The organism is Acinetobacter lanii, assembly GCF_011578285.1.
In the GTDB taxonomy this organism is placed as follows: domain Bacteria; phylum Pseudomonadota; class Gammaproteobacteria; order Pseudomonadales; family Moraxellaceae; genus Acinetobacter; species Acinetobacter lanii.
The window spans coordinates 2262699-2285296 of record NZ_CP049916.1; the positions used below are offsets into that span (position 1 = coordinate 2262699).

Annotated in this window: 16 protein-coding genes; 7 read left to right on the forward strand and 9 right to left on the reverse strand. The window is 39.7% G+C overall.

What is annotated here, in order from left to right; translation table 11 throughout:
* Nucleotides 1-38: 38 nt before the first annotated feature.
* A complete protein-coding gene (locus G8D99_RS10335; RefSeq protein WP_166325431.1) occupies nt 39-671 on the reverse strand; it encodes a hypothetical protein in 633 nt (210 codons plus the stop codon).
* A gap of 110 nt (nt 672-781) precedes the next feature.
* Between G8D99_RS10335 and G8D99_RS10340 the strand changes: the two genes are divergently transcribed.
* Together G8D99_RS10340 and G8D99_RS10345 are read left to right on the forward strand one after the other, a co-directional pair.
* A complete protein-coding gene (locus G8D99_RS10340; RefSeq protein ID WP_166325434.1) occupies nt 782-1198 on the forward strand; it encodes a DUF3144 domain-containing protein in 417 nt (138 codons plus the stop codon).
* A gap of 228 nt (nt 1199-1426) precedes the next feature.
* A complete protein-coding gene (locus tag G8D99_RS10345) occupies nt 1427-2500 on the forward strand; it encodes an amidohydrolase family protein (protein WP_166325437.1) in 1074 nt (357 codons plus the stop codon).
* 357 nt (nt 2501-2857) lie between these two features.
* On the opposite strand, the gene G8D99_RS10350 is transcribed toward G8D99_RS10345, so the two are convergent.
* The 4 genes from G8D99_RS10350 to icd all read right to left on the reverse strand — a co-directional run bounded on the left by G8D99_RS10350 (nt 2858) and on the right by icd (nt 9339).
* Nucleotides 2858-5722 carry a M16 family metallopeptidase gene (locus G8D99_RS10350; RefSeq protein ID WP_166325440.1) on the reverse strand — a complete coding sequence of 955 codons (2865 nt, stop codon included), beginning with the start codon at nt 5720-5722 and terminating at the stop codon, nt 2858-2860.
* Between the two features lie 213 nt (nt 5723-5935).
* Nucleotides 5936-6778: a PhzF family phenazine biosynthesis protein gene (locus tag G8D99_RS10355; RefSeq protein WP_166325443.1), complete on the reverse strand. Its 843-nt coding sequence runs from the start codon at nt 6776-6778 to the stop codon at nt 5936-5938.
* A 626-nt stretch (nt 6779-7404) separates the two neighbouring features.
* Entirely contained in the window at nt 7405-7632 is a 228-nt protein-coding gene (locus tag G8D99_RS10360) for a hypothetical protein (protein ID WP_166325446.1), read from the reverse strand.
* 450 nt (nt 7633-8082) lie between these two features.
* The gene (icd, locus tag G8D99_RS10365; protein WP_166325449.1) at nt 8083-9339 is read right to left on the reverse strand and encodes an NADP-dependent isocitrate dehydrogenase; all 1257 of its coding nucleotides are present in this window, start codon (nt 9337-9339) and stop codon (nt 8083-8085) included.
* Nucleotides 9340-9614: 275 nt separating this feature from the next.
* On the opposite strand from icd, the gene G8D99_RS10370 reads away from it, so the two are divergent.
* The 3 genes from G8D99_RS10370 to G8D99_RS10380 all read left to right on the forward strand — a co-directional run bounded on the left by G8D99_RS10370 (nt 9615) and on the right by G8D99_RS10380 (nt 13858).
* Nucleotides 9615-9899, forward strand: coding sequence for a hypothetical protein (locus tag G8D99_RS10370; protein ID WP_166325452.1), 285 nt, complete (start codon nt 9615-9617; stop codon nt 9897-9899).
* A gap of 297 nt (nt 9900-10196) precedes the next feature.
* Nucleotides 10197-10985, forward strand: coding sequence for an rRNA large subunit pseudouridine synthase E (locus G8D99_RS10375; protein WP_166325455.1), 789 nt, complete (start codon nt 10197-10199; stop codon nt 10983-10985).
* A 128-nt stretch (nt 10986-11113) separates the two neighbouring features.
* The gene (locus G8D99_RS10380) at nt 11114-13858 is read left to right on the forward strand and encodes an SIR2 family protein (RefSeq protein ID WP_166325458.1); all 2745 of its coding nucleotides are present in this window, start codon (nt 11114-11116) and stop codon (nt 13856-13858) included.
* Between the two features lie 38 nt (nt 13859-13896).
* Here G8D99_RS10380 and codA read toward each other — a convergent pair whose 3' ends face one another.
* The 4 genes from codA to G8D99_RS10400 form a co-directional block, all read right to left on the reverse strand.
* Nucleotides 13897-15135: a cytosine deaminase gene (gene codA, locus G8D99_RS10385; protein WP_166325461.1), complete on the reverse strand. Its 1239-nt coding sequence runs from the start codon at nt 15133-15135 to the stop codon at nt 13897-13899.
* A 10-nt stretch (nt 15136-15145) separates the two neighbouring features.
* Entirely contained in the window at nt 15146-16357 is a 1212-nt protein-coding gene (locus G8D99_RS10390; RefSeq protein WP_166325464.1) for a PucR family transcriptional regulator, read from the reverse strand.
* A gap of 4 nt (nt 16358-16361) precedes the next feature.
* The gene (gene codB, locus G8D99_RS10395; protein WP_166325467.1) at nt 16362-17618 is read right to left on the reverse strand and encodes a cytosine permease; all 1257 of its coding nucleotides are present in this window, start codon (nt 17616-17618) and stop codon (nt 16362-16364) included.
* A gap of 222 nt (nt 17619-17840) precedes the next feature.
* Nucleotides 17841-19544: a M61 family metallopeptidase gene (locus G8D99_RS10400; RefSeq protein WP_166325470.1), complete on the reverse strand. Its 1704-nt coding sequence runs from the start codon at nt 19542-19544 to the stop codon at nt 17841-17843.
* 175 nt (nt 19545-19719) lie between these two features.
* Between G8D99_RS10400 and G8D99_RS10405 the strand changes: the two genes are divergently transcribed.
* The gene (locus G8D99_RS10405) at nt 19720-21030 is read left to right on the forward strand and encodes a D-alanyl-D-alanine carboxypeptidase family protein (RefSeq protein WP_166325473.1); all 1311 of its coding nucleotides are present in this window, start codon (nt 19720-19722) and stop codon (nt 21028-21030) included.
* Between the two features lie 158 nt (nt 21031-21188).
* On the forward strand, nt 21189-22499 hold the full coding sequence (locus G8D99_RS10410; protein WP_166325476.1) for an NAD(P)/FAD-dependent oxidoreductase: 1311 nt from the start codon (nt 21189-21191) through the stop codon (nt 22497-22499).
* Nucleotides 22500-22598: the final 99 nt, after the last annotated feature.

Genomic DNA, 22598 nt, shown 5'->3' on the forward strand with positions numbered 1-22598 from the left:
AGAAACAGGCGTTTTAATTTTCAATTTTGGAATATCACTTAACGATATTTACCAAAGACACGCCAAGTATTGTTGTCGGCTAAAGGATCACGATAGGAATCATTGCGTTGTTTACGCGGTTTTTCTCGCGCATCGACCAATTCAAAATGTGGCTCGACGCTCAGAACAATACCATTGACATAAAAACGGGTACGAGTATATTCCGTCTGACCATGTTGAAACACATAGGTGCGTAAATCGATGAACTCACGGTGCGCCACCAAAGCGGCAGTGTCATCACTGTCGAGCCAGCGCGACATGGCTTGTACTTGATCGGGTTCAAACTGACCACATTTCTCGATGAGACTGGCTATTCCGCGAAAAGTTTTCGATTCTTTGGCACGGGTTTTATTGATCCGAATCCGATCGACATGAAAATAAAACAACGGCAAGTTGAGATGACTCGGCAAATGAATTGCATCCAGCACTTCATCCTCCATAAAGGGTTGAAATAGATCTTGTGCGCTTTCAATCAAGCCTGACCATTGGGTGTAATAAGCATCGACTTGATCTTTCGTTCCATAATAGATCGGCAAACCTTCGACATTGGCCAAATCCGCAGGTGGCCAAATGTTTTGGCGTAATAAGGCAATATCACTTTTTAAACTTTGAACCGCTATTGCATCCTGCATCTCAATGCTCACATATTTGCTTAGGCTATTTTTAGATTAAGTCAAAGGTTTAGTTTATGCAAGGCTTTGCCCTATAATACCGCATCAGATTTTTATGCTAGGAATCATTCATGGTTCAGAAGATTGAAGCTACAGATGTAACCGAAGAAGAAGCGTTGAATGCAATTTTCTTTGAACGTGCAGATGAATTTATTAAGCAAGCCAATGAATTTTGTCGTGTAGAAAAAGGTTCGACCATCAAACCGACTGAGGCGCGTGGTCAAGTCAGCGCTGCAATGTTATTCGGTACAGCGCGTTTTAATACATGGGTGGCTGCCAATAACTTCAAAGATGGCAATGAAATGCGTGATGCCAAAGAACAAGTGATGTCATATATCATGCAACAGTTCCACATGATGCTTGAAGACAACTATGACGAATACTGTGAACAGTTTGAAAACTATTTACGTTTCCGTCGTAATGAAGAATTCCATGCCAATAAACATGATCATGATGCGAAAGATGGGCACAAACACGATCACCAATGATTAAGCATTCACAGATAAGTCTTGTGTAGACCTGTTCAAGTCACTTTAAAAGTTACTCCCAGCTTGAACCCAAACTTTAAAAGCCCTACGGGGCTTTTTTTGTGTGTTGTCAATAAAGCTGAATGTTTGATTGCTTTAGCAAATGTTTCATTTTGAACAAAAATACAATGTCCGAGTAAAGTCATTTTGATTATCTTAAATGGATTAATGACTCAATTCAGGACGATCATGAATCATTTAGATTTTCCCATTATTGATGCGCACATCCATCAATGGGATCCCTACAACACCCCTCATGCTGCGGCACGTGCAGTAAAACTGTTTGGAAAACGTCCATATTTACTCGATAAAGTGGTGCGTTTGCTACAACCCAAGGACATGCTTGAAAGTTTAGGCAAAACCCAACATATTACTGCGCCCTATTTACCGCAGCAGTATAAAAAGGATATTGGGCACTATCAGGTTAAAGATGTGGTGCATGTTGAAGCCAATTGGCATCATCAAAAAGGCAAAGGCGTGGTTGAGGAAACCCGTTTTATAGAATCTTTGCCCTTTAATGCACAAGGTTTGAATTTGGGCGCTGTGGTGGCGACCGCCGACCCTCGTCACAGCAACTTTAAAAAAATACTTAAACTGCACAAACAAGCATCCCCAAATTTTCGTGGTATTCGAAAAATGGCCAGTGTGCATGAGGATTCGGGTATTCATGCGTGGACAGATGAACCGCATTTATACCGCAATACTCAATTTCTTAAAGGCTTTGAACTACTCGCGCAATACAATTTAAGTTTCGATGCTTGGGTCTATTCAACCCAGCTCTCTGATGTGATTGCACTGGCGAAACAGTTTCCTGAAACGTCGATCGTACTCGATCATTTTGGGACACCTGCGGGACTGTTTGGAGCTGTCGGTAAAGTGACTGGACTGACTCAAACCGCCAGAGACAACATTTTATTCCAATGGAAACAAGACATGGCAGAGCTGTCTGAATGTGCCAATGTCTATACCAAAATGTCAGGACTGTTGATGCCTGTATTGGGTCATCAATTTCATAAGCACAATCAAATCGCCAGTAAAAATGAAATCTTTGATTTGGTGCATCCGCTGATCACGCATGTGTTACAGCATTTCGGGGCATATCGGGTGATGTTTGCCTCTAACTTCCCGATGGACAGTGTCAGTAGCTCTTTAATAAACATCATCGATGCCTTTAGTGATGTGGTTGCAAGCTATGATCCAGATCTTTTAGAACAAGTGTTTCACCATACCGCTCAACAATTTTATCGAATTCAATCGCATTAAAATATGTGGCTGATAAGGTTTTTATTTTTCAATAGATCTCTTGCAAAAGTCGAAAAATGTTCAAAATTGAATAATAAAATGAAGATTGAAAGGTTCCTTTTTAACTTTGCGAGAAGGTCGGGATGAGGGGAATTTTCATATAAATCCTCTCCCCAACCCTCTCCTTTAAAAGGAGAGGGAACTTTCATGATGAATTAAACCTTGGTTAAAATTTGATTTATGCAAGAAGTCTAATGAATTGACCATCATTAACGCATGCAACTGTATCCCATAAAAAATGCCCTCAAGCGATCAACCTGAGGGCTTTTTATCATTCAACAGATTCCCTAAATGAATTTAGGGTAACAGTTACAGCAATTATTTCACTTGAAGTACTTTTTCAGCTGACTTCACTTGATCCACGGCTTTGTTCAGCACTGTGTTTTGTTTAGGCTGAACGCTCTTTTCAGAAGCGTTTAAATCTGTGGGCTGACCGTATTGATCTGCCATCACTTCCACCAACTGATCCAACTTGATGTATTTTTTAATCGCAGCATCGACATCTGCTTTCGTCAATTGTGCAAAGGCCTGATCCCGTTTTTTGCGATACAGTAGATCACGTTTTTTATCGAGTTGTGCCACCAACATGCGATGAATACGGCGCTCATCTTCCAATGAGGTCACCCGTTTTTTCATAATATTGGCTTTGGCCGCTTCTAACTCCTGTTCTGTGATGCCCTTATTCAGCAAATCTGTAAGCACTTTATGCACCGCTTGTGAGACCTGTGCAGATTTACCTGCCGTGTAATTGGCACTGATGGTCAAAGCCCCAGAGTTACTGTCCTCACTAAAACTTTGTCCACTGCTAAAACCATAGACCAAGGCATTTTTTTCACGCAGTTCCATCGCTAAACGAGAAGACAGTTGCGACTCCCCTAAAACATAACCAAACACCATCAATGCCACAGCATCAGGATGATCATTACCCACAGGGAAAGTCAGGAAACTTTGATAGCTGCCGAACTCACGTTGCTCGGACAAGACATGCTTTTTCTGTGCAGGATAGGCTGTAAATGGCTCACTCAATTTTGCATAAGCCTGTTTGCCTGTCCACCCTTTCAAAGTCGTATTTAAATATTTCAGCATGGCTTTTGAATCAATATCACCTGTAATGGCAATCTTGGCATGATCCATATTAAAGAAATCTGCATAGAACTGTTTGACCTGTTCAACGGTCGCCGCTTCAAGCTGTTTTTTCGCAAAGTCAGGCTCAAAATGATAACGCAAATCTCCCGGCTGAAAGGTTTCAGCAATCCGAGCAATGGTCAGTGAAGCCACTGTTTCAGGTTCGGTATAGGGACGGTTCAAACTCGATAGGCTTTGCGATTTAATCAAATCAAATTGGGTTTGTTCAAACTTCGGTGATTTCATGACTTTGACAATATAATCAAAGAAATCAGCAAAGTTTTCTTTATTGGCGACAATTTGAATATTCATGCCATTGTCCGATGCACTTGCAGAGGCACTGCCACCCGAAGCAATCGATTTATCTGCAATGTCTTGTAGGCTATAGTCTTTTGAAGCACGCAGTAACAAATAAGCCGTAAGATCAATGATCTCAGATTTATTCATTAAGCTTTCTGCCGTACCAAAATCCACTGCAATGCTGGCATAGGTTTTATCATCCCGTGTGATGGTCGGATAAAACGCATACGGCATGCCATTTTTCAGCTGTCCACGTTGAATCTTTTTCTCTGTGGCGTTTAACATCGCTGTCGATTTTTTCAGTAGATCTGCCACTTCTGCTTTATACACGCTAACATCTTTAAGTGGTTCAACCACTTGGTCTTGTTGATCTAAGGTTTTTCCAAGTTCAGCGACTTGAGCCTGTTGTTGCGCTTTCTTTTGATCTTCAGGTGTGGGTTTCACGTCGCCTGTAATCCGATGCTCAGGACTTAAAAATTCTGATAAAACTTGATTGACCTGTTTGACATCTAGATTCATCAATTCATCTTGATCTCTAAAGAATTTTGTCCAATCTCCATCATAATTCACCACATAGTCACTCAAAATACCACCGACTGCTGAAGCACTGCTCATCATGGCCTTTTGATTGTTTTTGACTAAATTTTTAATGCGTGATAATTCGGTGTCGGTAAAGTTTTGCGGTTTCTCGACACTGCTGTTGAGCTGTGCGCCGACTTTCTTTTCGTCATGGTTGGGCGCATAGATTGCGCCTAAAAATACCAAGTTAAAATCTTGTGCTAACCACGTGGTCGCTTGCACATTGGTAGCGATACCATTTTCAACAATGTCTTTATACAGATGTCCGCTCGGTTGCATGGTATATAAGTAAGGCGCGACCGACAAAGCCGTTTGAATCTTAAGATTTTTACCATTCAAATAAATGTTAAATTTGCCGAAATCACTGCCCTTTTGCACCATGAATTGACGCACTTTCATTTGAGTCGAATCAAGATTCGGTACTTTGGCAGATTCAGGAATCGTACGCGCTGGAATGCCACTAAAATTTTTATCGATGGCTTTTAGCACATCGGCTTTATCAAACTTCCCCGCAATCACCATCACCGCATTATTCGGTGCATACCATTTTCGATAAAACGTATTGAGTTCATCCATTTTGATCGATTGCAGCTCTTTCAAATCACCAATCGGTAAACGCCCTAAAGACTGATTGCCATAGGCCGATTTCCACATTTGATCCATCAATACCGCGTAAGGCTGATCCATACGCACTTCACGTTCACGCATCACGATATTGATTTCAGACGGTACAAATTTTTCCTGAAGTACGAGTTTATCCATACGCTCAGCTTCAAGATAAATCATCTCATCTATAGCGGTTTTTTCAGGACGGATCACACTCATATATTTAGTCGAGTAATAATCGGTACTGGCATTACTCATTAAAGTGTATTGATCTAAACGGCGTTGGTATTCCTCGCCTTTGACATTTTCAGTACCTTTAAAAGCCAAATGCTCAAGCAGATGCGCCAAGCCACCTTTACCTTGAGGATCATTCAGCGCACCGGTCAAATACACGGTATTCATAAAGACTTTACTTTCTTTATCGTTAGGGGCAAGGATCACCCGTAGCCCATTGTCGAGCTTATATTCTTCGATATTTTGCTCAGACTTCACCAATACTATTTGTGCAAAACTGCCTGCACTGACACCGAAAACCCATAAAGCAACCGTCAGTTTTTTTAACCGCATCAACATAAAATGTCCAATCTTTAAAATGCTGTAGTGCCCATCTCTATTTTAAATGTTTTACTGTTGATAGAGATGAGCGAAATCATCATGAATATTAGTAACACATCAGGTATTAATGAAGATCATTATTGTTAACGCAGTAGTTTAGAGCTCTTTGCTTAGGCATTATTTAAGCCTTTAAAATTGATCATGATCTTTCATTCTCCTATGCGAAGAGGCTTAGCGAGAAGCGATTGATAAATAAATCTCAGCCTGCATATATAACTTGGCATAGCCTGAAATCAGAATGCGATTGTCTTCGAGCAATTTACAATACAACTTTCCACCACGCGCTGAACTTTGAAATCCAATCAATTCATTTTTACCCAATTGCCCTGCCCAAAAAGGCGCTAAACCAGTATGCATAGAGCCTGTAACTGGGTCTTCATCAATGCCTTTATGCGGAGCAAAATATCGCGCCACATAATCATAGTCTTTAGACTCAGCCGTGATGGTCACATCCAAAGCATCCGATGCAGTTAGGGCTGTACTCAGCGCATACTGCTGTGCAATCTCTCGAATGACATTTAAATTCGGCACTGCTTCAATCACATCTTGCTCATGTTCACACACCAAGATATACGCTTGTTCATTGGCATATACGGCCTTAAAAGGTCGATCAATCACTTGATTCAGTAACGACGGATAATCTTTGACTGGCTTCGGTAGGCGGGTTGGAAAATTCATTTCGATTTTGCCGTCTTCAGCTTGATTCATGGTAAAAATGCCTAAATTTTTAACATGAAATTTAATCTGTTGCGCTTGGGTATAGTCTTTAAATAAGACAAAAGCACTGGCTAATGTAGCATGACCACAAAAGTCCACTTCGACTTGCGGGGTAAACCACCGGATTTCATAATTTTCGGCATCAATCACTTTTACAAATGCGGTTTCAGCCAAATTATTTTCGAGCGCAATATTTTGCATCAAAGACACATCAAGCCAATCATTGCTGACAATCACTGCCGCAGGATTGCCCTTAAACAGTTCTGTTGTAAAAGCGTCGACTTGATACATCTTCATAGCATTCTCCATCGTGAGATTTATTTAATAATTGGTTGATAAAGCGCTGATTTTTAAATCGCTTATTGTTTAAATTAACATGATTTAAATCGCATCATTGAGATGCGTTTCAAGATTTGATGATATTTATTGCATTTGTAGTTTTCAAAAAATATCCCTGCAAAATTATCCTTATATTGAATTGTATTGTTAATAGAGCTGTTTCAAAAATCAAAAAAATGATCATAGAACCACGATCTAAAGGATCAATGAAATTTCCTACTCTGTCTGTGAGAAAGTAGGGATAAAGGTATTTTAATCTAAAAACAACCTCTCCTTTATGAAGCCTGCTTCTCATCTCCTAAAAGGAGAGGGAATCTCCATGATTAAATTTTAATAGGATAAAAATTGATTTATGAAAGACGTTTAATGTTGATCAACGCTTATCTCCAAAATCTTTATTTCAACCCCTAAACCCCAGACACAATAAAGCCCTCGAATTGAGGGCTGGTTGAATGGTCGGGTGAACAAAATCTTCCTCCGTCGGTATCTGTATCTCTTCACATCAACATCATGATGTTCTTTTGGTTTCAGCTAACATGCATTTAAACAACGTTTATTAAAACCGCGTAGATGCAGATAAAAGATTAACGCTGTTGATTTTGTTTTTGCTGATCTTGTTGCTGTTTTTGTTGATCAGACTGCTGTTGTTGCTGACGTTGATTGTCATTTTGCTGATTGTGTTGATTTTGCTGACGCTGATCATCACGTTGCGGATTTTGTTGCTGTTGTTGGCGTTGCTGATCAGATTGTTGTTGCTGCTGATTATGTTGTTGGTTTTGTTGATTCGATTGATTCTGTTGTTGATTACTCATTTCAATTCTCCATCGCTAAAGCATTAGCGTGACAAAAGTTGCGTAGTAAAAATTACCTGATAAAAATAGTTGAATCTTGTTATACCGTTTAACGCTGTTGCGCTAACCGATACATCGAACATACGCCATTTTTTTCGCGGGGAAAGTCCAAAGCTGTTTCAAGATAATGCAATGTAACCCTAGGTCAAATTTTTATCTTAAGAATCAATAGCGTTAAATTTTGCCTATTACTTTAAACACCAAAGCATCAAAAACCTTAACTTACACTTACAAACTATTAAGCTAAATAATTGAATTTATTATATTCCCAATCGAAAAGTAAATCTTAAAACATGAAAAGCCTACATGCAGCAGACTTTTCAAACTATTCAAAATCTATTTACAATCATGATTCGAATCAGTTAAACAGTCTTAAGCTTATCTGCGTAGACGTCTTGTCTCGCTTCTGACTTAATCCTGCATATGCTCAATAATCGCTTGCCCAAACTGTGAACAACTGAGCAGGGTTGCACCCGTCATCAAACGCTCAAAGTCATAGGTCACGGTTTTGGTTTCAATTGCCCCTGCAATGCCCTTAATGATCAGATCGGCCGCATCCGTCCAGCCCATATCACGTAGCATCATTTCCGCAGACAAAATAATCGAACCGGGATTGACTTTATCTTGCCCTGCATATTTTGGGGCTGTGCCATGAGTGGCTTCATATACCGCAATCGCCCCGCCGATATTGGCACCCGGTGCAATGCCAATGCCCCCGACTTCGGCGGCTAGAGCATCCGAAATATAATCGCCATTGAGGTTTAAGGTCGCAATCACAGAATAGTCCGACGGACGCATCAAGATCTGCTGTAAAAACGCATCGGCAATCACATCCTTAATCACGATCTCTTGACCATTTTTGGGATTTTTAATGCTGACCCAAGGTCCACCATCGATAAGCTGACCGCCAAACCGTTCTAACGCCACTTCATAGCCCCATTCTTTAAAGGCACCTTCGGTGTACTTCATGATATTGCCTTTATGCACCAAAGTCACATTGGGACGATTGTTATCGATGGCAAATTGTATCGCCTTTCGCACAAGCCGTTGTGTACCCTCTTTCGATACGGGTTTGATGCCAATTCCGCAATTTTCTTCAAAGCGAATTTGCGTCACACCCATTTCTTCTTTTAAGAATTTAATGATTTTTTTGGCATCCTCTGAATCCGCTTTCCACTCAATGCCGGCATAAATGTCTTCTGAATTTTCACGGAAGATCACCATATCGGTTTTTTCCGGATGCTGAACGGGAGATGGAACGCCTTTAAACCAACGTACAGGTCGCACACAGACATACAAATCCAGTTCTTGGCGTAACGCAACATTGAGTGAACGAATCCCGCCACCCACTGGTGTGGTCAGTGGACCCTTAATCGAAACGATAAACTCGCGGAGTGCCTCATAGGTTTCGTCCGGCATATAACTGCCATAGATGGTATTGGCTTTTTCGCCTGCGTAAACTTCCATCCAAATGATTGAGCGTTTAGCACCATAAGCTTGATGCACGGCTGCATCGACCACAGTTTTCATCACCGGTGTGATATCAACACCAATCCCGTCTCCCTCAATAAATGGAATGATCGGATGATTTGGGACATTTAAAGATAAATCTGCATTGACCGTAATTTTACTGCCATCGACCGGCACCACAATTTTCTGATAGGTCATATTGTATGCGCTCCTTGTTGTTGTTATTTCCTGCTGTTTAAATAATAATCACCATTCAGGCAATTTTCACAGTGTTTCTTATCGCATAATATTCGAATTGGAAATGGCTATTGTTGCGATTTATATGAGGAATTGATGTATTTCACCCTTAAATAAAACTTCATCTTATTTCCTCTGATTCTTATCTATTCAAAACACTCTTTTTTAAAAATGACCATTCTCAGATAAAACACATTAGCGATGTAAAAGTAAAACGGTTAACCATCGGAGGTCTAATGAATCGCATAAATGAAATTAAATGGGTGATGACCTGTCCAGCCTATCCTGAACAGTACGATGCGTTTTGTCAGAGCAAACAGGTGGGCTACCTCAGATTACGTCATGGTTGTTTTAGTGTGGAATATCCAAATGCCGGTGGTGAACGGATTTACTACGCAGAAAACCTCAATGCGGATGGATGCTTTGATGACGATGAAAGAGCGCATTTCTTAAACATAGCTAGACAAGTGATCGCGATGAAGCTTGCTGAAAAGGACAAGTCAGTGAACCTTGCAGATTAATGCAGTTCAATCCAAAAAACTCAATCAACTCATTTGAATTGAACACGCTCCATTTTATGGGCTTGTTCAATCAGGTGAAATCAAACACCCCATATTTGAGTTTTAAATCGAAGAGCTTTGCTATAGTCACCATGTTCAGCCTAAAGTCGAAGACCATCAGGTAGAAGCATGATACAATAGCCCGCATATAGTGGGCTTTTTCTTTTACCCCTCCCTAGACTCTGTATTTAAACAGGTCATTTAATGGGTAATCAGACAACCACACAAAATTTTATTTAATTATATCAGTAGATTCCAGTGAAAATAGTTATTCTCAATAAGCCATATGACGTTCTCTCCCAGTTCCGTAAAGACGAAGCTCACATGACGATGTCTGACTTCGTAGATGATCCAAGCTTGCGTTTAGCGGGTCGTCTCGATATGGACTCTGAAGGCTTGGTCTTTCTAACCGATCATGGTGGTTTGAATCAGTACATTACCAACCCTGCGAACAAAAAGTTCAAAACCTATGTAGTGCAAGTTGAAGGCGATTTCACTGAAGAAGCGCTTGAGCAACTCCGCAAAGGCGTTGAACTCAAAGATGGTATTACACTGCCTGCCAAAGCGAACAAAATTGAACAACCTGAATGGTTGTGGGATCGTGATCCTCCGGTTCGTTTCCGTGCATCTGTACCGACTTCATGGGTTGAAATTCAAATCTGTGAAGGGCGTAACCGCCAAGTGCGTCGTATGACCGCGGCTGTAGGTTTCCCGACTTTGCGTTTGATTCGTACCCGTATTGGTGCGATTGATTTGGTTCAGTTGCAATTGCAACCGGGTGAAACCAAAGAAATCGAACCTTTGCTATATCCTGACTTTCAAAACATTCCTGCGGAAGAACCTTACCGTTCACGTTCGTATGTGAAAAAACCGGGTGGTACTGGTGGTAAGCCTATGGTCCGTAAAAAGAAAGATGGGACTGTGAAAAAATCAGGCACCAAACGTATTTGGCAAATGGATGACAGTGAGAAACCGAAACGTCGTACCAATGGTACAACTCGTCCAAATGCTAAAGCACCTCGCGGGCGTGGACGTGGTCGCGGTTAATCCGATGTAATATATAAAAAACCCACTAATGTGGGTTTTTTTATGTTTATAAATCTATGATAATATTGTGTTTTATGATATTTATAATTCTTTATTGATATAAAAATTTTAAAATTTGGGGGAATAAAATGGCTACTATGAAATTTAAAGATTTGGTTGAAAAGGAACTACAGAATAAAAAAAGATCTGTTAAAGATTTAGTGAATTATGTTGGTAAAACTCCAATGTCTCATCCAAATTATAGTATTTTCCTTGGTGCAGGTGCCTCCGTAACGTCGGGTATAAATAGTGGTGGTCACTTAGTTCATAATTGGAGAAAAGAAATTTATGAACAATATTGTGGTGACTATTATTCAAAAAATATTGAACATAATGCTGAATTGCTCAATGAAGATGATGCTAAAGATAGAGCTATCAACTACTTAATTAGAGAACAAGGTCATTGGTACAATCCTCAAAATGAATATTCATCGCTTTTTGAAAGAAAATTTGATCTACCATCGCAACGCCGTAGATTTGTCGAAAGCTTAGTCGATGAAAAACTACCTTCTATAGGTTATTTACACTTAATAACTTTAATAAATAATTCTTACTTTAATACAATTTTTACTACTAATTTTGACGATTTAATTAATGAAGCATTTTATCAATTTTCAAATACAAGACCTTTGATTTGTGCCCATGACTCTGCTGTTGGAAGTGTATCTGTAATATCGAAAAGACCCAAAATCATTAAATTACATGGTGATTATTTGTATGATGATATAAAAAATACAATTAAAGAAACCGAATCATTAGAACAAAATATAAAGGAAAAATTTATTGAGTTCACAAAGGACAATGGATTAATTATTGTTGGATATTCTGGACAAGATCGCTCAATTTTAGATGTACTAAACTATTTATTACAACAAGAAGAATATTTAAAAAATGGACTATATTGGTGCTTTAGAGCCGATGATGAGATTAATCATGAAGTTAGAAAAATTCTATGGCGCGATAAAGTCTATTGCGTAGAAATCGATGGTTTTGATGAATTATTTACTGAATTTTGTCATCATGTAAATGTTAAGCCTAATCTTATAGATTCAGCTACTGATTCAAAACGTGAAAAATGTATTAAAAAATTCATAACAGACTACGAAACTTCAGATATAAAAAATATTCTAATTAAGGATTTCATTGAAGAAGTATCAACTGCTAGAAATAACCAGAACATTTCTGATTTAATTAGACAATTAAATGAAAATACCAACTCTCATATATCACAAGAAAACTTTAAAAACCTATTAGAAGTTGAACAATTAATAAGCAAATTAGATTATGATAAAGCTTTAGAAAAAATCAATTTTGAATTAAAAAATATAAATGACAAAGAAATTGAAGAAAGTTATATCTCACTAAAAATTAGAGTTCTAAAATTACAAAAGAAAGATCGACTAGCTATTGAAATAATTGAAAATTTAATTGAAAGTGATCCTTATAATCCTAAATTCTACCAATGGAAACTCAATTTCATTAACAACATTGAAGAACGTATTAATTATTTATTTGATGTTAATAATAAGATTATAAACAATCAACATTTTAAAAATTTATTAGTAGAGGCCTTTATTTACAATTTAGAAAATGACGAAATTAAAAATAATGTTGAATTTGAATATTGTGAAAAACTAATAAATGAAAGTATACAAATTTATCCGAGCTTGGATAATGATGCATATGAATTAAAATACAAATTATTAAATATAAAAATTAATAAGCAATTATTTAAAGATAAAATTCAGAAAAATAAAATTGAACATGAGCTTAAGATAAATAGTGAAATTTCAAAAATAATTGAAACCATAACTTCAATCAATAAGTTTAACATTAATGCAATAAATTTAAAAAAAGAATACATCATGGATAAAAAAAATATCACTTTAATTAATGATTTTATTTCAGATTTAGAATCTTACATAAGTAAATCACACAATGATAAAGCAAAAAAAATTATAGGTATAATTTCATCAATTTACTTAAAATTAACTACCACAAACATAGCTTCATTTAAAGATAGTGATAAAATTAATTATTCTAAAATTGATGATTTCTTTTTTAATTATGCTGATGATTTTACAAAAGAAGACAATTTTAAATTTTTATTAAATAAATTTAACTACTTCTATTCAAGAAATTTAGATTTAGATAATTTGGAAAGTGATTTAAATCAAATCTTAGCATTAAAAGATAGTTTAGAATATATAAAATTAACTGTTTCAAATTTCACATCTTTTAGCATTAAAAATATTAATGAAACTCTTAAAAAATTCATCGAAGAAAAGAAAAAAATCATCAAAATTGAAGATTATTATTATTGCCTTTCTGAAATAGAAAAATCTAATAAAAATTTTAATGATGCACTTTCACTTTTGCATAAAAGTTACAGCTCATCTGAAAAAGATTTAAACGGTTCAGAAATAATTTCATATACATATGCTTTATTACTTGCAGAAAAATATGAAGATTTGGATAAATTTATATCAAAATCTTCAAATATTATTAAAAAAATTGAAAAAGATGATAGACTAATAATCGAAATAAATACTTTAGTTGCGAAGAAATTAAATAGTTTTTTAACAGAGACCGACAAAGCAATATTGCAAACATATCTATCAAAACATTCTAATAACAAGAGAGTATTTATTTGTATTAATTCATTATTAGAAAAAAATAATGAAGCTTTATTCCATATTAAAGAACAAATTAATTTAGATTATAGAGCATATTATGAATTTAAAGAATGGCCTAGTATTAATAAAATAATAAAACTCGAGATGGAAAAATACTATAACACTTTAAGTAACACTAATTTAGTTAATATCGCTTAAAAAAAACCGAAGCTTTAGCTTCGGTTTTTTTATTTTATTTATTTAATTTCAAGAATCTCAAGCTGACGGCGCATAATTACCTTGCCATTTTTCACACTTAAAATCGCTTTGGCTTGATTGGCTACCACGTCATAATCATTCTTGGCAGGCATAATGATGAAACTTGCAGGACGACCGACTTCAATGCCGTATTGATCCCCTAAGCACAGCGTTTTTGCAGAGTTGTCCGAAACAAAATCTAAGCACCGTTGCAGGTCTTCATAACCGAGCATATGACAAATATGTAAACCCGCATCCAAGATGCGTACGATATTGCCATTACCGACTGGATACCACGGGTCACGAATCGAATCCTGACCGAAGCAAATGTTCATCCCTGCACGATCAATTTCAGCCACACGGGTAACACCACGACGTTTTGGATAGGTGTCAAAACGCCCTTGTAAATGAATGCTTTCCGTTGGGCAAGACACAAAATTGATTTTTGAGCGTTTGAGTAAACGGAACAATTTATAGCAATAGGCATTGTCATAAGACCCCATTGCAGTGGTATGACTCGCAGTGACACGATGTCCCATACCACGTACACGGGCTTCATCCGCCAAGACTTCTAAGAAACGTGATGCAGGATCATCGATTTCGTCACAGTGCACATCGACCAAACAGTTATATTTTTCAGCCAAGTCCATCAGGAAATGCACTGAACTCACGCCTTTTTCACGGGTGTATTCAAAATGTGGAATCCCACCGACCACGTCCGCCCCGAGTTTAATCGCCTCTTCCATCAGGTTGCGACCATTGTGGTAAGACTCGATGCCCTCTTGTGGGAACGCCACAATTTGCAGATTAATCAGATCTTTAATTTCTTCCTTAATCTCGAGCATCGCTTTTAGCGCTGTTAAATCAGGATCTGTGACATCGACGTGGGTACGTACATGCTGAATCCCATGTGCCACCAACATATCAATGGTTTTATGGGTACGTTGTTTGGTGTCTTCATGGGTAATGGTTTCTTTACGTTGTCCCCAACGCTCGATGCCTTCAAACAATGTGCCTGACATATTCCATTCAGGTTCACCTGCTGTCAGCACTGCATCCAAATGGATATGCGGTTCAACCAAAGGCGCCATCAGCAGTTGTTGCTGTGCATCGATCACATCCGCTGCTGAACTTTGAATCACACCCGATTGCGCTTCAATAGATTCAAATACACCGTTGTTGTAGCTCAGGGAGAATAAGCCGTCTTTACCACGCAAAATCGCGTTAATTACTTTCATAAATTACTCTTTAGTGATGCGTCATGCGCCAAATCAGTAATGCCACAGCGGCATTTAAACGAAAATGGGCAGACGTGAGAGATTGACCCATGAGGGCTTCAATTTTTTGAATCCGTTGATTCAAGGTATTTCGGTGAATCCCTAAACGTTGGGAAGTGGCAATGACATTGCCATTTTCTTTAAACCAAGCATCTAAGGTTTCTACCAACAAATAAGGATGTTTACGTTCAGGTTCAATCAGCATGCCAATGCAGTCTTGCATAAACTGCTGAAGCAGTTGTTTATTGGGAATGGCTTTGAGCAGTTTTAGCAAACCTAAATCTCGATAATGACACACGCCCTGTTCAGCCGCTAAATCGGCTGCCACCTCTTGGGCATGACATGCTTCCCAAAACCCACGTTGGAATGCCACCGCAGACTGCACAGGGTTCGACAGACCGATGTAAATCTGAAGATCATGCGTCAAGTCTTGCAGTTGTTGCCTAAGTTGCATCAGATGCGCTTGCCATTCTTCTTCATTCAACTGCTCAAGTGACAACACCAAATGAAATTGATCACTTTGCCGTGTCACAGGAAATTGCTGTTGCTGTTGTTTGTGCCATTGTTCCAGCAGTTGATAGGCACTTTGCTTGAATTGGAAAAAAGCTTTTTCATGTGCAAGCATGTCCCGTTCATTCACGGTATGTGGCTGTACGCATTTGAGCACCACAATCACATGTGATTCAAACACAGGTAAACTCACCTGTTGCGCGCGCATGTGGATGCTGTCCAATGAGGGAAAATCGCCCTGTAATAACTGCATCACCACATCTTCAGCCGAACGTTTAAGCTGAGAAAACTCCACCAAACGTGTGCCAATAATATGGGTGACTTCAACCATTTTTAAGCGATACGGCTGTTCTATCAACGGCAATGCCAAGGCTCCCGCTTTAGCAATCACAGATTCAGGAATACTGGGGATAAAATCTGGACTGGTTAAAATCACCATTGCAGCTACATCACGTTGCTGGGCTTGATCAAGCAGTGCCAATAAATTGGCTTCATCTCGAATGGTATTCACGCCGACAAAAATAATTTCGCCGCCACTGATCCATTCCGAGATGCTTTCATTTTCAGCCACATAAAACCAACGCACAATCCGATGTAAATGCTGATGCCCTGCACGCACCTGCATTTCAAACAGTTGCGGCAAATCCAGAACATCCTGAACCGTCATGCTCATGGCGTTATGCCTCTTTCAACTGTGCATGTTTGATCGGAAAAATTGCCGTTAACGTTGCATAACAAGCAAATGCCACCGCAATCCCAACAATCGGTGCCACCCACGGAGAAACATAGGCACAAATCGCACCGATGGCATACGCAGATAAGCCCAGCCAATTAAAATTCGGCAGTTGTGCGTCGCATAAGCGTGGGTATTTGCCTTTATAGCGTACCCAATAATCCGCCATGATCACGCCACCTAAAGGCGGAATAATCGCACCGAGTAACAACAGAAATGGAATCAGAAATTGGTACATACCCAGTACCGCCAATACAATCCCGATCGCAGCCGAAGCCAAGACCATGGTTTTACGGCGTTCAGTACGCACCAAATGACAGGCTGCTGCTGAGACGTTATAAATGGTCGGGCCTTGAATGGTCCAGAGGTTTAAGCACAGCATCACAATCGCAGCCAATGATAAGCCTTGTAGAATGAGTACTTCGACAATATCCGCTTGCTGATAGACAATCGCCATCCATGCCCCGGCAAGCACCATAATGCCATTACCAATAATAAAGCTGACCAAACATGCCCAAACTGCAACACGGCTGCTTTTCGCCATACGTGTCCAATTGGTGATTTGGGTCGCACCACTGGCAAATGTCCCAAACACCATGGTAATGGCTGTGGCAAAGGTCATTTTTTCAGTGGGTTGTGCACTGTTGAGTCCATGCCATCCGCCCACATGTTGGGTCGCCAAATAAATGGACACCACCAATAAAATAAACATCAGCGGAATCGAAATTTTAGACAGAAACTCAAGTCCTTTAAAACCGACAATGGCGGTGATGGAAAAACCCAAACCGAATAACACCATTAAAGGGATAGTCCATGTCTCAGGTAAATGTACAATTTTGGTCAATGAAATGGCTAAGGTTGCGGTGCCCCACGCATACCAACCCAGTTCAGCAAATCCCAATAAAAAATCCGAGAGTTTGCTGCCCAAGTTACCAAAACAAAAACGGCCCATCAGGACGGTATTTAAACCACTGCGGGCCGAGATTAATCCCAGAGATGCGGCATATAAGCCGAGTAGCACATTGCCAATGACGGTTATCCAAAGAATATCGGTAAATTCAAAGGCAACCCCGATTTTGCCGCCGGCAAACATGGTCGCGGTAAAAAACGTAAAACTGAATAACACCAAAGCGATGGGAAAAAACCCTTTACGCTGCGAGTCCGGTGTTTCTGTCAGTGGACTTTCATCATGTGTATTCATCGCTTTCCCTCTGCATAGCTGTTGTGCTTATGCCTCTGCAAGAGCGATACCATTTTTTAATCGAATGATTTGGTATTCATCTCCCACCTTTTATGTGCAAGTTGCATATAAATCTTATTTTTTATGCGCCTTTTTGGACAAACAGGTGTGCGAGGCGATGAATCATACCCAAATTCGTTGCAAAAAAAAAGGATGCCGTAGCATCCTTTTTAAAAATTTATATTAGGCTTTCAACCATTTATTTATACTGTCTTGATTTTCAACCTTTAACTCCACTGTGCTGAGTGCATTTTCCTGACCCTGCACTTCAAACTGCATCAGCTCATCACGGCGGAATGCATACACAGTATAAGTGCCTGCTTGTTTGGCATATTTCTGCAACAATTTGTCAGATGCTTTTAAGCCATCGATGGCAATAATCACATCTTGTGCAGACAAACCGGCGTTTGCACCAGCGCCATCACGTAGTGCAGACTGCACCAATACACCCTCAGGTTTATCTAGCAATTTCAAACCGAATGGCAAGGCTTTTTCAGTCTTAAGGTTGTAGCTGAGACCAAACTCAGGTAACAATTGATCCAGCGGTAATTCATCAGTGGTATTGATCAAATGATTGATCTGTTCCAACCAACTGTCACCAGTCAATTCTTTACACAAATCAAAAATAGTGCGCTCATTGACTTGAATACCGTTTTGCGCATTTTCATAGAGCTTACGCATTAAGGCATCTAAACTTGAACCACGTAAACGTAAACCCAAATCAAGACACAATGCCACTAAACAGCCTTTATTGTAATAACTGGTGCCGGCATTATTGGAGTTTTCATCTTGACGGTAGAATTTCACCCAAGCATCAAAACTCGATTCAGCCACCGTTTGAATGGCACGACCCGGATTTTGTAAATAACGATCAATCTGTGCTTTGAGTAATGCAATATACGATTCTTGATTAATCACGCCACTACGGAGCAAAATCAAATCATCGTAATATGAGGTAAAGCCTTCGAAGATCCACAATAAAGAGGTATAACCTTCTTTATTTAAATCATAATTCACAAAATTTTCAGGACGAATAAATTTCACCAACCATGAATGGAAATATTCATGACTGCATAGCCCCAAGAAACGTTGATAATCTTTTGATGGCTGTTCAGGTTCATTGGCTTTGGGCAAATCATCACGTGGCGAAATCAGACTGGTGCTGTTCGGATGTTCTAATCCGCCATAGCTGTTGCCTGTCGCCATGGTCATAAAGGTATAGTTTTCAAAAGGCGCTGAGCCAAACATCGAAATTTCTGTGGCACAGATTTTTTCAATGTCTTGTTTCATGCGTTGTTCGTTCATGGCATGTTTACCCGACACCACAAATTCATGTGGAATGCCATTCGCTTCAAAGCTAAAACGCGTTTGCTCTGCCAACTCAAATGGGGAATCAATCAGCGCGGCATAGTTTTTTGCTTTCAGGGTATAACGACCTTTGACTAAGGTCTTGGACTGCATACCGGTGGCCAATTGGAAATGTTTCAGTTCAGGCGGTAAAAATACCTCAACTTCAACCGGACTGTCTTCTTGACCTTCTAAGCCCAAGCACGCACAGGCTGGATTGACATATAAGCGGTTTTGGTCGACATAGGCGCCACGCACCGACAGATCATAGGCATAGACATCATATTCAACCGTGATTAACTCAAAATCCGTATTGAACAACTGCCAACGATTTTTATCGGTCTTTTGAATTTGCAGTAAACGCCCATCTTCATCATAGGCACGTACCGATTCAATATGTTTGGAAAACTCACGAATCAGGTAGCTTCCCGGAATCCAAGTGGGTAAGGTCAGGGCTTGTGTCGGCTGTGCAACAAAACGAACAGTCACGTGAATAAGATGCTGACGATAATCGTCAAATTCGATCTGATAATGCAACATAATATGAGTTCAAAATAAAAGAAAATAATATGCTGTTAGATTAGCATTTTTTACAAGGACATGCGTTGTTCGTGTTATTTGTCTGCAACTCAGACTAGCGAAGCATGTGAAAAAAGCATAGCATGCGAGTGCTTAAATTCTCTGCCATCGGATCGGCTTTTAAAGGTAATTGTCGTTGAAAATTTTCATTTCATTTATTGTTTTTCTCAGTGTTTTCGTCTCTACTGTGGTCAATGCGGCGCTGCTCAATATTGACCCAGCAAGCGTTGAAGCTGAGGCATGGACCGTGCTTGACGCACAGTCGGGTCAGACCATCGCTGAATACAACAGCCATGTACAACGTGCCCCAGCCTCAATGACCAAAATGATGGTCGCCTACATTGCCTTTAAAGAGATCCAAGCCGGACGCTTGAAAAAAGAAGAGCTGTTAACAGCCACCCCTGTGGTGAATGTGGTGCAGTGGGATGAATCGCAAATGTACCTCAAACCGGGTGAACAAATCACCATTGACCAGTTATTGGCGGGTTTAATTGTGATGTCTGCCAATGATGCTGCGGTCAGTTTGGCAGAGCGCATTTCAGGTTCTGTGCCTGCCTTTGTTGCACGCATGAACAAAGAAGCCCAAGCTTTAGGGATGAATGACACACATTTTGCCAATCCACCGGGCGTGACCATGGATGACCACTATTCGTCTGCACATGATATGGCGTTATTGGGTCAGGCGGTCACTGCACAAACCCCTGAATATATGCAGTATTCAGTGTTGCCGAATTTCACTTACAAGCAGCATTATCATCGTGCGACCAATTTGGTGCTTAAAGTTGACCCCAGTGTCGATGGTTTAAAAACAGGCTTTACCAAAGCCGCAGGTTATAATCTAACCTTAACGGCGCATCGCCCATCAGGGTTGGCTGAAATGCCAGAGCGCCGGATTATTGTGGTGGTGATGGGCTCTAAGAGTGCTATAAAGCGTGCTGAAATCGCGCATAAATTGTTAAACTTGGCTTATACCTACACCCGTGATGAAGTTGCAATCAAAGATAAGCAATTGATTGCAGAACTTCCTGTGGTGCAATCGACCTTAAAAATGTTTAAAGTCGAAGCGAAACAGCCTCAATTTATGACCACTGCCCTGTATAACCCCGATACCCTGATTCAATTAAACGACTTTGACGAAACTCAACAAAGAATGGTTCAAGTCGATGAAACAGGACTACTCACCCCTGTTGAGCCTTTGGCGCAAACCCAAACCCATATGGATATACAACTTAAGGCACAATCCTTAACTGCGCCTTTGGCTAAAATGGTTGAATTGGCACAAGTGCATGTTTATCAAAATAACAAATTGATTCAAACTTTTATGATTGAAGATGAAGTGAAGCTTGAAGAATCAAGTTGGTTTGAACGCTTAATCACTTGGTTTAAAAATCTGCTGCCTTTTGGTTCAGATGCGCAGAGTCAAGCCAAGACCTATCCATTGGGTTAAGATATGACACAGCCAAAATAAAAGACTAAGACACTGGTTTTTATTGTAAAAATGTAACTTGTTATACAATTCATCTGGTTCAAGATCAAAGAGATGGCATAGTGATGCCATCTCTTTTTTTTTACTCCATTCATTTTAATAAAAACAACAGGTGAGCCATGTCTAATTTTGATCTTACATCAGCCAAAGTGATCCATCATATTGTCATCGTCGGCGGGGGTGCCGGAGGACTCGAGTTAGCCACGCAGTTAGGAAACAGCTTAGGCAAAGCGAAAAAAGCCAAAATCACCTTGGTCGATCAACGTCTCACCCATATTTGGAAACCGCTGTTACATGAAATTGCCGCAGGAACACTGAACCCCAGCAATGAAGAAACCAATTACTATGCGCATGCAGCCAAACACCATTATGAATTTGTATTGGGTCATTTAGATCAGGTCGATGCACAAGCCAAAAGCATTACCCTCAGCAAAACCCGCACCCTTAAAAACAGCACCGATACAGAAACATTCAGCCTGAGTTATGACACCTTAATTTTAGCGGTGGGTTCAGTATCAAATGACTTTAATACCGCAGGTGTTGCAGAACACTGTTATTACCTCGATACACCTGATCAAGCGCAAATTTTTCAGCAAGACTTACTGCATTTGTATTTAGATGCACAGAATCAAAGCAATGAGCGTGAACTCAATATCGGCATTATTGGTGCCGGTGCAACTGGGGTGGAGCTTGCTGGGGAATTGGTTCAAGCCAAAGAAAAATTCTACAACTATGGTCTCAATAAAATTAATCCTGAAAAGGTCAAAATCACGCTCATTGAGGGTGCAGCACGAATTCTGCCTGCCCTATCTGAGAAAATGGCAGCACACAGCACTGAGCAGTTAAAAGACATGCATGTGGAGGTGCTGACCAACAAGCGTGTAGAAAAAGTCGATGCCGAATTTATCTATTTTAATGATGGCAGCAAAGTTCCTGCCGACTTGAAAGTTTGGGCAGCCGGTATTAAAACGCCACCGATCATTCAAGCGCTTGAAGGCTTTGAAAAAGATCGTATGGGACGACTGCATGTCTATGCCACTTTACAAACCAAATCTGACCCGAATATTTTTGCACTCGGCGATTGCGCCTATTGTATTTTAGACGCGCGTGAAGCGGCGTTAGGGCCTCGTGCGCAAGTGGCGAGTCAACAAGCTACTTTTCTTGCTGAAGCGATGAAAGATCGCATTGCTGAACGTGCACTGCCGATGTTTAAATTTTCAGAAAAAGGCTCATTGGTGTCTTTAAGTGAACATAAAGCCGTGGGTGAATTGCTTGGACAGGTCAATGTACAAGGTGTGATTGCCAAGTCAATGTATGTGTCTTTGTATCGTTTACATCAAGCCACGATTTATGGCTATGCCCATGCCGGACTGCTCACTGCCAAAGATTTTGTGACAAGGAAAATCGTGCCAAAAATAAAATTGCATTGAAATCTGAAAAAATGCCCTTATTAATGAAAAAAGCATCAAAAAATGAGTTAATCGCATTTTTTTAGTAATTTTTGTCTACAAATTTTGCTTTTCACTTTA

Excerpts from the sequence above, each read along its gene's own strand:
- G8D99_RS10335 (WP_166325431.1), bottom strand. The coding sequence starts at position 671 with ATGCAGGATGCAATAGCGGTTCAAAGTTTAAAAAGTGATATTGCCTTA.
- G8D99_RS10340 (WP_166325434.1), top strand. The coding sequence starts at position 782 with ATGGTTCAGAAGATTGAAGCTACAGATGTAACCGAAGAAGAAGCGTTG.
- G8D99_RS10345 (WP_166325437.1), top strand. The coding sequence starts at position 1,427 with ATGAATCATTTAGATTTTCCCATTATTGATGCGCACATCCATCAATGG.
- G8D99_RS10350 (WP_166325440.1), bottom strand. The coding sequence starts at position 5,722 with ATGTTGATGCGGTTAAAAAAACTGACGGTTGCTTTATGGGTTTTCGGT.
- G8D99_RS10355 (WP_166325443.1), bottom strand. The coding sequence starts at position 6,778 with ATGAAGATGTATCAAGTCGACGCTTTTACAACAGAACTGTTTAAGGGC.
- G8D99_RS10360 (WP_166325446.1), bottom strand. The coding sequence starts at position 7,632 with ATGAGTAATCAACAACAGAATCAATCGAATCAACAAAACCAACAACAT.
- icd (WP_166325449.1), bottom strand. The coding sequence starts at position 9,339 with ATGACCTATCAGAAAATTGTGGTGCCGGTCGATGGCAGTAAAATTACG.
- G8D99_RS10370 (WP_166325452.1), top strand. The coding sequence starts at position 9,615 with ATGAATCGCATAAATGAAATTAAATGGGTGATGACCTGTCCAGCCTAT.
- G8D99_RS10380 (WP_166325458.1), top strand. The coding sequence starts at position 11,114 with ATGGCTACTATGAAATTTAAAGATTTGGTTGAAAAGGAACTACAGAAT.
- codA (WP_166325461.1), bottom strand. The coding sequence starts at position 15,135 with ATGAAAGTAATTAACGCGATTTTGCGTGGTAAAGACGGCTTATTCTCC.
- G8D99_RS10390 (WP_166325464.1), bottom strand. The coding sequence starts at position 16,357 with ATGAGCATGACGGTTCAGGATGTTCTGGATTTGCCGCAACTGTTTGAA.
- codB (WP_166325467.1), bottom strand. The coding sequence starts at position 17,618 with ATGAATACACATGATGAAAGTCCACTGACAGAAACACCGGACTCGCAG.
- G8D99_RS10400 (WP_166325470.1), bottom strand. The coding sequence starts at position 19,544 with ATGTTGCATTATCAGATCGAATTTGACGATTATCGTCAGCATCTTATT.
- G8D99_RS10410 (WP_166325476.1), top strand. The coding sequence starts at position 21,189 with ATGTCTAATTTTGATCTTACATCAGCCAAAGTGATCCATCATATTGTC.